Genomic DNA, 8,999 nt, shown 5'->3' on the forward strand with positions numbered 1-8,999 from the left:
GACGATCGAGGCGAGATTTCCGGTAACGCTGCTTGCGGATCATCCGGGTCTGTTCGCGCAGCATGGCCAGCTCATTGCCTGCATCAAACTGGGGCATGTGTTTCTCCACGGGCTGGGGGGTGTAAGAACGACTGACCTGAAAAGGTTCAGCGACAACTGAATGTCTATTTGCCCCGGTTTGAACCGGTGTGGTTCAGGCTCGGACTAATCTCGCCTTGTTACCCGTCAGCGTGGGTAAATCGCGGCCGTGACACTGGCTCAGTGGCGTTTGGGCTGTCCGCATCAGAAATCGCCAAATGGGCTGTTGGGTGACAGAAATCTCGGATCGTTGACCTGTATCCGGTGTAGCAGGGGTGCGTCAAAGGGCACCAGACTTATCACAGTTTTCACCATAGCGTAAAAACCGGGCTAAGGATAGTTGCGTTTAAAATATTGCGTGTAAGTATAACAAAGCCATAACCCCCCGCTATGCCCAGCTTTTTAATTGCTGGGCATAGCGGGGGGTTATGGCGAAAACCGACGGGAGGATAAAGTGGAGTTTATACGGCGTGTTGTCCACGCTTACTGTGGATAACGTTGTGAGCCTGATGAAAAAACAGGCCCTCAAAAGCGGGGTAGCGTGAGCTTTGTGCGAATTGGTTATTTTCTGGCCTGTTTAAAAGAGGGGGGTGTGAACGGTTCTGTTACGCGAGTGAAACAATATGTAAAATGCTAATTTTAACAATGTTTTTAATGAGAGAGCACTATGGCGACAGAAACTGAAGAAGAAAAAAAACAATTTGAGCGGGAAGCAAAGGCGCTGTTAGAAGGTTTCTGGCCAGCTTTGTTTTGTTACCGGGCGCCGCGTCCTCTTAAAGTGGGGGTGCTGGAAGACCTCATTTCGGATGCAGAAGCCCGCGGATTGCCTTTTGACAAAGAGATACTTGGAAAAGCGCTCGTGAAGTACACCTGCCGCTATAAGTATCAGGATGTGCTGGCACGAGGTGGGGAACGTTACGGACTTGATGGAAAAGCCGATGGGATGGTTTCAGATGAACAGCAGGAGAGAGCGAAAGGGCAGATAGCCCGGCGTAATGCAAAGGCGGCTCTCGTAAGAAACGCAAAAAAGTCTTGAACCAGCCATTTCTGGGCGTTATTCGTTTACCCCCTGCTCGCGTATTGAGTGGGGATTCTGCCGTTGTCCAACGACTGCCAGCACGTTAACCTGTTTCGCTTGATCGTCTACTTCGTAAAGGACATGCTGTCCTGCCAGACTTATGCGGCGTATATCCTCGCCGTAGCGCTGATCCATTTCGTACAGGCGGGGAAACTCTGCCAGTTTGTCAGTGGAATTCAGGAGGCGATCCGTCACATTTCTGGCATCCCAGAGTGATGAATTTTCTGCGATATAGTCAAAAAGTGCCATAACGTCCTCGATAGCGCCTTGTTTCCATTCAACGTGATACGGCATCTCGTAACTCCTGATAACGGCTTTGCAACTGCTGGCGAAGCTGTCCAGTGGTCATCCCTGGGCGACTGTCGGCGCGGGCGGCCGCAACTTTGGCTCTTACCCGTTCTTCGTACTCGCCCTGCGCCAGTTCTTCGTTAGCCAGTCGTTGCAGGAGTTCTGCTTTCCGGGCTGCGTCGGTGCCAGGCATGATCTGGGGCAGACTCTCTGCCAGTTCACGCAGGAAGTTGGCGTTTTCATAGTGGGTTGTGTTGCTCATGGTCATGCTTCAAATCTCCGGAAATGTGTGGGAAATGTAGCAGGGTAGCCCATACGGGGCATGTTTTCTGCGGGTTGTGCCGGCAGGCTTATCTGTGTCGATTATACGTCATAAAATTTAATTGATTAAATTAAGGCGCGAGAAATGGCAGATCTGAGGGTTGTTAGCCGGAACTGCCCAAAGTTTTGTTAACTTAACCGGGCATGGCCTAAGAGAGCATTAATACTGGTTTTGCATGTTCCATTTTCATCCATCTTTTACGAGAATAACTAAGTTTCATCTATATGATTATCTTATTGAAATATTTTATCCAACCCGTTAACCTGATAGCGCCATTAGCAAAATCCAATGGTCAAGGAATCTCACCCTTGTTAAGAGTAACCCACTGGTAGGAATTTTCTGCCAGTGCGCCTGCATTCGCCCGTTCAATGGCGGTTCAGGCAGGGGAGGCTTCGGCCTCACCGGAAGGTTACTCCCGGTTGTGAGATCCCTGTTTGAATCGCCACCAATAACAACAATGAGGTGAAGCAGGTATGAATACACAAGACTGGCATCCCGCCGACATCGTTGCCGCCCTTCATAAGCAAGGCACAACCGTTGCCGCCCTGTCCCGTGAATCCGGTTTAAGTTCTTCCACACTGGCAAATGTCCTGAAACGGGCATGGCCTAGAGGCGAATGGATCATTGCCCGCCGTCTGAATATGCACCCTGCCCAAATCTGGCCAAGCCGGTATTTTGATATAAGGGGACGCATGACAAAACGAAAACCCAGAAATGCCCCAGATTGGGATACGCTGGTTAGTCAGGATGACTACGGAATTGGGAATAAATTTCAGAAAGTTTGAGATCAAATCCGGGCTAAATGTGTTTTGTAGCACCGCCTGCACGCAGTCAGTGTTACAAAACGCTGGGTCGAGGCAAAGCCCCGACATCCCTTCGCTAATGCCTATAATGTGTTAATAACTGGAAGTTTCCCGCTTATAACCCCTAAATATGAGGACAGAAACTTCAATGCCATAGCCAAACTTATCAGCTGGTCGAAGAGCTTAAAACACAATGTTATATCCCGACAGGGAAACTTGATCCACTTCCCAATAATTCAGAAAATCTAAAGAAAAAATAGCTGAGTCCGATAAGATATGAGACAAAATATCAATAAATTATCAGGTTATGTAGTTTTATGGGGTGTTAAATGAGCAGAAGAATTTCAGATGAGTTTATGGATGGGCAGTTAGTATTTGATAATGGAAGATTAAAACCTCTTAGCCATATGAAAGAGTATAGGAAAAGACAATATGCTGAGCTTGAAAGAAAATTAAATGATACAAGTAATGAAGAACATTATGCTCTAATAACGTTAGAAGAAGCTATAGGATTTTTAAAAGCAGCATTGTGTAAAAATGGTGAATATAAGGCATGGAAAGATAAAATATTTTCATGTACAGATCCGGCATCGTCGTTTGCAGGAAATATGTTTGAGTCTATAGGAGTGATTAAAATAATAGATGAGTTTAAAAGTTTTGGTATTCAAGCTAAAGAATATAAAGGGAGAGGAGGAGCTAAACATATTAAGATAACAGGTAAACAAAGCGTTAGGAAATTTATAACAGGAACTAACTATCGTCTTGATAATCAAAAGATATTAAAAATAGGAATTGGTTCAAAAAGTCTAGTAAATGGTATAGTTACTGGCGTTAAGGTTAGTATAGTTTTCTCTCTTGCTTATAGAACTATCGAATTTATGACAAAAGATGAATATGCGCTTGCCGATTTTCTGGGTAATATAACAGTTGATGCGGCCAAGACATTGGTTACTGTGTTAGCTACTGCCGCTGTTGGTAAAATAGCGGCAGGGTATTTTTTAGCAGCGGGAGTGAGTATAATAGGGCTTTCTGTTGGATTGTTTTTTATTGGTGTTGGTATAGCGGCACTTTTATATTATCTTGATAATGAATTAGGGATAACAAATAGCGTTATTGAAACGATTAAAGAAGTAGATAAAAAAATACCAGGTGATCATTATGAGATTAATCGCCAAGCTATGGGAGTAAGTACACCAGCTATTTGGCCTTGGAATTAAATATGGAAATATTTTTTATTTTATGATTATCAAATGAGAGAACTTTATGCCAAGTAAAATTGAAAATAAAAACAAGAAACCGGTGATTTTTTCTTTATGGAGTAGAATTTTTTACATATTAATATTGATGCTGATTATGTTATCAATGTTTGCGGTAGTTTTTTTTTCATGGCGTGATTTTATTTCATTAATTAATTTAAATGATAGAGTGTATTTTTCTTGGAGGGTGTTTTTTATTTCCTTTGGTTTTCCAATAAGTATTCATATGTTGTATTCTCTTATGATTGCTTGTTTCTTAGATAAACCTCGACCATATAAAGGCCATATGGTTAATTTTTTAGTGTGGTTATTTTTCTTGGCGTTTATTTTTAGTATTCCTGTATCTTTATATGTTGATAATAAATTGAAGTATTTTGGTTATGTAACGTGTAGTAAAAAATCTTTAATTGCACCAAATGAATATGTTAGAAATATAAATTTATGTCACTAAGCATATATTTAATATATGCTTAGTTTTTACTTAGTACACTCTGTCTTCCCATATACTATAGGCAGATGTACCTGCTGTTACGTGATTCCATGAGATTGATTTATAGTTAAGTATAATTCTTTCATATGGCATGGCATCAAAATCATTTATAGAGTGCGGATAGGTACAAGAAATTTCAGAAATTGTGGCTTCAGTGATTTTGACTTCATAAAAATGCTCTAAATGTCCTATCTGACCAGTTCTGAAAAAAATAAATTTACCATCTAGTGATTCGTTGGAATCTATTGCCATGGCTAATAATGGAGATGATTTATCTATGGGTTTGATAAATTGTATGGGATGATGGCTTACATTCTGTTGACGAGATATTGAATGATCTAAACTGAGCACCTGTATTTGATCTTCGTGCCCTTTTTGGTATCGGTTCCCTATAGAGTCTAGAGTGGAGCAACCTGCGGATATCAATCCTTGCTTCTTGCCGTTTAATGTTAGATAAATCATGTATGACATAAAATTACCATCCTAATTATTTATAGATAATCTAAACTAATAACATATCACACAGACTTTCTCTAAAAAAGAAATATAAATCTAAATAAACGGTTTGATTTTATATTATTCCCTAATAATTTTTGTTAAATGCTAATTTAATTTGATTGTCCTCTTTAAATATAAAATGTAAAGCGACAACATTACGCCCATCTTTAACAGTATCAACGGATACAAGCAGATTGCTTTTTTGATTTAGTTCTTTTATAGATGGCTTTAAAAGAAGTTTATTTAAATCCTTAAATTGTAAATATTTATCTTCTATTCCTAACATGGATCTAAAATCTTTTAGATTAATGATTCTATCTCCAGTTTTTTTGAATTGCATTAATAATTCATAAATTCGTATGCTATAGGTTCTCTTTAGAGCTGAAACATTTTTTACTGCAATGGTAGTAAATTGGCCTTTTAATTGTGTCAAATAAGGCATAATTAGATCAGAAAAAACTAATTCTACTTTCCCTTGACCATTAAAATATTTAGCTTGGCCTTGAATCCATCTTATTTTTTCTTCTTTTTCCTTCCAATGAATATAAATCCAACGTTCAGCTAATTTATCAGCAGCCTCCTGTAATCTGCGTTCTGCATTCTCTCTGCCCATATCAGGAAATGCTAAGTAAAACTCACTGGCAGTTAATTGAAATTTTTTTTCAGGCGTGACTGCTTGAGGGTTCAACTTACCGATGCACATCAATAAAACTCTTTGTTCTTGAAGAGTCAATTTATAACTAGCTTCAATGAGGGCATTTGACTTGTAGGCAATAATCTCGGTCATATCTTGTCTTGTACCATTATTAGTGGAAAACATTTTTTAGACACCACCATGAATATAGGTGGTGTCTTTTATTTGTCAACCACATTTGGTTGTGAATATTACCGTCAAAAGCACCACCTATTACCGTCAAAAGCACCACCTATTACCGTCAAAAGCACCACCTATTACCGTCAAAAGCACCACTTATCATGATGTAATTAATTGATTAATAAAGATAAAAACCGACCGAAAACAAGAATAAAAACAAAAAAACAAGTTAAAAAAGGGCTCTCCCTGTGGATAAATCAGAAAATATTGTCAGATCAATCACAAAAAAGATGTCGCCGCAAAGCGGCTCCTCTCAGCCGCCCTCACGGGCGTTCCACAGTTAGATCCTGCTGTCTCCGACTCCATGCTATCGAGAACCTTTTTATTTCGTGCCTATTGGTTCGCTTCGCTCACGGCTTAGCAGGGAGGGGGAAGGTTATCCATTCAGTTCAGTCCCCCTTCCGGTATGTTGTTTGATCCGCTAAAAGTCTTAATTGATCTAAAGAGCATCCCTCATGCACTCATGGGCATAATACCGCCCATAAGACATTCTCAGCCGTTTTTTATAAACATCCATGAAAAGGGATGGCTTAAGTCATAAAATCGCTTAAAATCGCTCTGAGGCGTTTTTAGCTATGATATTTTTTGCAGTGATCAAAACATTCCGACTTACAACCTCATTCGGAGTAGACCCAACCGTCGTGTCACCAGCCGCCATTTCGATTATGGAAGGTCAAACCGCCCATATGGATTGACGTGTTCCCATATCAATGGCGTCAGAGCAAATACAGTGCCAGCATGCTGATTTCATAATCTTCACGGCGATTACTCACCATTCAGATCGAAATCATCATTGTGGGGAAATTGACTAAAATTCGGTTTACGTGATCTTTTTGACGTAAAACCCATAAAAACGCAGTGGTGTGCATAGTTATGCATGGCGTTAAAAACGCGTGTAGACAATTTTGCGTGGTTTTTGGGAGAAAGATAATGCGTTTTTACTGGGTTGAGGCAAAAACCGCGCTGAGGGGCGTACAGGCGGTGCTGGCAATGTATGTTATGTTAAATTCATAGTTTGTTATTTGACTATGTCTATACTAATATGTATATACATAAATGTATTTTGTGGTGTGGAAATGGAGCTTGAGTTTGAATGGGACTCCGTTAAAGCGGAAACCAATTTTCGTAAGCATGGGATTCGTTTTGAAGAAGCCGCTCTTGTTTTTGATGATCCTTTTCATTTATCAGTTCAGGATCGTTTTGAGAATGGTGAATACCGCTGGCAGACGATTGGAACAGTAAAAGGATATGTGGTTGTTTTGGTTGCTCATACAATAAGATTTGAAGATGGAACCGAAATTATCCGTATTATCAGTGCACGTAAAGCCGAGCGGAATGAGAGGAAATGTTATGAGCATAGTTAGGTATAAACGAAGTGAACTGTCACCTCTGACTGAAGATCGGAAATATGAGCTTAATGCATTGTCTGATAGTGATATTGCTCCGTTGGATGATGATTTCTGGAAAAAATCCGAACAAGGGAAGTTTTATCGTCCGGTAAAAACGCAAGCTTCGGTTAGGATTGATGCTGATGTGTTGGCCTGGCTGAAAAAAGCAGGAAAGGGATATCAGACGAGACTTAACGCTATCTTACGTGAAGCTATGATGCGTGATTTGCATCATAAGTAATGTCCATATAAAGCCCACAAAAGTGGGCTTTTTCATTGAGGAAGCGTATCACATTGACGATTATTTTGTAGCACCACCGATAAGGTCAGCTTTTGATGAATGCCTGATCCTGTTTCCGGCGCAGTCTTTCTGCTGTAGCCGTTGCATTCCGGCGTCGCCGTTCAGCATCCTGGGCTTTGATACGGCTCTGTTCAACTTCCTGCGCAGCGGTGGCTCGCTGTCTTTCAGTTTCTGCCATGATGTTCCTGACTTTGGCCGCGACGTCTTGTTCAAGCTGTCGGGCACGGTCTAAAGCGCAGACGGCTTCCCTTTCCCGGGTTTCTGCGGCCTGGAGTTGTGTCTGTAACCGTTGCTGTGCGACTTTCTCGGCGCGTTCAGCACGACGCTCTGCGGCTTCGGCCTGTTGCCGGTAGTATCTACGCTGGCTCTCGTGATCTGCATCCTGCGCTGTGCTGAACGCCGGCGCGGAAACCATGAGGGTGAGAACCCCGCCCAGCACTGCGCCGGCCAGCGCAACAGGCCAGAAGTGTATGGCGACGGCAAATCCCTGTGCAATCACCCTGATCCGGTCATTTTCGGCCAGTATGCCGACGATAAGAGCATTCATGCTGGCATAGACGCCAAAGCTGACAACGGAAAGAACGAGCAGGAATGCCAGCCCTGTTATTACACGCCATTTCATCGCAGGTAAGTCTCCGTAATTTCCGGCCGAAAATGCCCCATTTCCTGACTGACGGTGGTCAGTGCATCCTCCCGGACAAGTCCCTGCCGTTGCAGTTCGCGCATGCGCTCCTGGGCGTAGGAGTGGCGCAGGCCATGCGCACCGGCAGACCAGCCCAGCACACGGATGGCAGCCGCGCTGAAACTGTTTGTCCAGGCTTTGCCGGCACCAATCTCATAGCGGGAAAGGTAATTTATCCCCCGGTCTGTTACCGCCCGGGGTTCAGGGCGGCGCAGGGTTTCCAGCCGTTCTGCCAGATGATGAGGGATCAGAACTTCTCGAACCAGCCCCCCTTTCCCCTGTACGGTGTACAGATGGCCGTCGCGGCCGTTCCATTTGGTTTCTGTTACCGGCCTCTCGTTAGCCGGGCACTCCCGGGCAGGGGCCAGTGTGTGCAGTTCGTGTGCCCGGAGTCCGGCCGCATACGCCAGCTCAGTGGCCAGCGCGTTTCTGGCGGTCTGTGCGCGGGCAATCAGCGCCACTTGTGCCGGGGTGTAAGCGCGGCCGGTCAATACCTGGGGACTTTTAGCGCGGATAACCGGAAGGGTCTGGCCGTGGGGTAATACGCCGGTGATGTGGTGCATCATGGTCTGAATGGCCTGCCGTTCCATGTCCAGTGTCTTCTGTCCGACGGCTTCGCCACGGGTTTCCAGATAGTCGATGGCTGTCGCCGGTGTCAGTGTTCGCAGGTCAGAGCAGGCGCGGGAGGACTTCACCCATTCAGCCACGCGGGTTAAAGCCTGTTCGTAGTTGCGCACGGTGCCAACGGAGCGTAACACGCTGCCCTGCATGGCTTTCATGACGGAGGCTGCCTGCCTGGACGGACTGGCGAATTTAGCCATTGCGTGCCAGCCAGCGTGTGACGGTGGAGAGAACGACCCGGATACGTTTTTCCCTGAGCCAGCGTTGCAATTCGGCGGCGCTGGCCCCTTCCCGGTGCAGTTGCAACAGTTCGCCGGCGT

Annotated in this window: 12 protein-coding genes; 6 read left to right on the top strand and 6 right to left on the bottom strand. The window is 43.9% G+C overall.

Features of this window, described 5'->3' with window-relative positions:
• The first annotated feature begins 745 nt into the window (after positions 1–745).
• Positions 746–1,114, top strand: a complete 369-nt coding sequence (locus AAY47_RS13290; protein ID WP_047770628.1) for a ProQ/FINO family protein — start codon at positions 746–748, stop codon at positions 1,112–1,114.
• An 18-nt stretch (positions 1,115–1,132) separates the two neighbouring features.
• Here AAY47_RS13290 and AAY47_RS13295 read toward each other — a convergent pair whose 3' ends face one another.
• On the bottom strand, positions 1,133–1,450 hold the full coding sequence (locus AAY47_RS13295; RefSeq protein WP_047770629.1) for a type II toxin-antitoxin system RelE/ParE family toxin: 318 nt from the start codon (positions 1,448–1,450) through the stop codon (positions 1,133–1,135).
• Complete coding sequence (locus tag AAY47_RS13300) at positions 1,434–1,706, bottom strand: hypothetical protein (protein WP_047770636.1); 273 nt, start codon at positions 1,704–1,706, stop codon at positions 1,434–1,436. The genes AAY47_RS13295 and AAY47_RS13300 overlap by 17 nt, the downstream gene beginning before the upstream one ends.
• Before the next feature lie 533 nt (positions 1,707–2,239).
• Between AAY47_RS13300 and AAY47_RS13305 the strand changes: the two genes are divergently transcribed.
• The 3 genes from AAY47_RS13305 to AAY47_RS13315 all read left to right on the top strand — a co-directional run bounded on the left by AAY47_RS13305 (position 2,240) and on the right by AAY47_RS13315 (position 4,276).
• Entirely contained in the window at positions 2,240–2,551 is a 312-nt protein-coding gene (locus tag AAY47_RS13305; RefSeq protein WP_047770630.1) for a helix-turn-helix domain-containing protein, read from the top strand.
• A 347-nt stretch (positions 2,552–2,898) separates the two neighbouring features.
• Positions 2,899–3,786, top strand: a complete 888-nt coding sequence (locus AAY47_RS13310) for a hypothetical protein (protein ID WP_053014283.1) — start codon at positions 2,899–2,901, stop codon at positions 3,784–3,786.
• Positions 3,787–3,832: 46 nt separating this feature from the next.
• Positions 3,833–4,276 carry a DUF1240 domain-containing protein gene (locus AAY47_RS13315; protein ID WP_053014284.1) on the top strand — a complete coding sequence of 148 codons (444 nt, stop codon included), beginning with the start codon at positions 3,833–3,835 and terminating at the stop codon, positions 4,274–4,276.
• Between the two features lie 30 nt (positions 4,277–4,306).
• On the opposite strand, the gene AAY47_RS13320 is transcribed toward AAY47_RS13315, so the two are convergent.
• Both AAY47_RS13320 and AAY47_RS13325 read right to left on the bottom strand, forming a co-directional pair.
• Positions 4,307–4,786 carry an Hcp family type VI secretion system effector gene (locus AAY47_RS13320; RefSeq protein ID WP_047770631.1) on the bottom strand — a complete coding sequence of 160 codons (480 nt, stop codon included), beginning with the start codon at positions 4,784–4,786 and terminating at the stop codon, positions 4,307–4,309.
• A gap of 112 nt (positions 4,787–4,898) precedes the next feature.
• A complete protein-coding gene (locus AAY47_RS13325) occupies positions 4,899–5,600 on the bottom strand; it encodes a replication initiation protein (protein ID WP_047770639.1) in 702 nt (233 codons plus the stop codon).
• A 1,163-nt stretch (positions 5,601–6,763) separates the two neighbouring features.
• On the opposite strand from AAY47_RS13325, the gene AAY47_RS13330 reads away from it, so the two are divergent.
• Positions 6,764–7,051: a BrnT family toxin gene (locus tag AAY47_RS13330; RefSeq protein WP_047770632.1), complete on the top strand. Its 288-nt coding sequence runs from the start codon at positions 6,764–6,766 to the stop codon at positions 7,049–7,051.
• Positions 7,038–7,316 (top strand): BrnA antitoxin family protein, encoded by a 279-nt coding sequence (locus tag AAY47_RS13335; protein WP_047770633.1) that lies wholly within the window; start codon positions 7,038–7,040, stop codon positions 7,314–7,316. The genes AAY47_RS13330 and AAY47_RS13335 overlap by 14 nt, the downstream gene beginning before the upstream one ends.
• Positions 7,317–7,401: 85 nt before the next feature.
• On the opposite strand, the gene AAY47_RS13340 is transcribed toward AAY47_RS13335, so the two are convergent.
• Together AAY47_RS13340 and AAY47_RS13345 are read right to left on the bottom strand one after the other, a co-directional pair.
• Positions 7,402–7,998 carry a hypothetical protein gene (locus AAY47_RS13340; protein WP_047770634.1) on the bottom strand — a complete coding sequence of 199 codons (597 nt, stop codon included), beginning with the start codon at positions 7,996–7,998 and terminating at the stop codon, positions 7,402–7,404.
• Positions 7,995–8,837, bottom strand: coding sequence for a site-specific integrase (locus AAY47_RS13345; RefSeq protein ID WP_235428358.1), 843 nt, complete (start codon positions 8,835–8,837; stop codon positions 7,995–7,997). The genes AAY47_RS13340 and AAY47_RS13345 overlap by 4 nt, the downstream gene beginning before the upstream one ends.
• Positions 8,838–8,999 lie beyond the last annotated feature (162 nt).

The sequence above is a fragment of the Xenorhabdus griffiniae genome, from assembly GCF_001028135.1.
Taxonomy (GTDB): domain Bacteria; phylum Pseudomonadota; class Gammaproteobacteria; order Enterobacterales; family Enterobacteriaceae; genus Xenorhabdus; species Xenorhabdus bakwenae.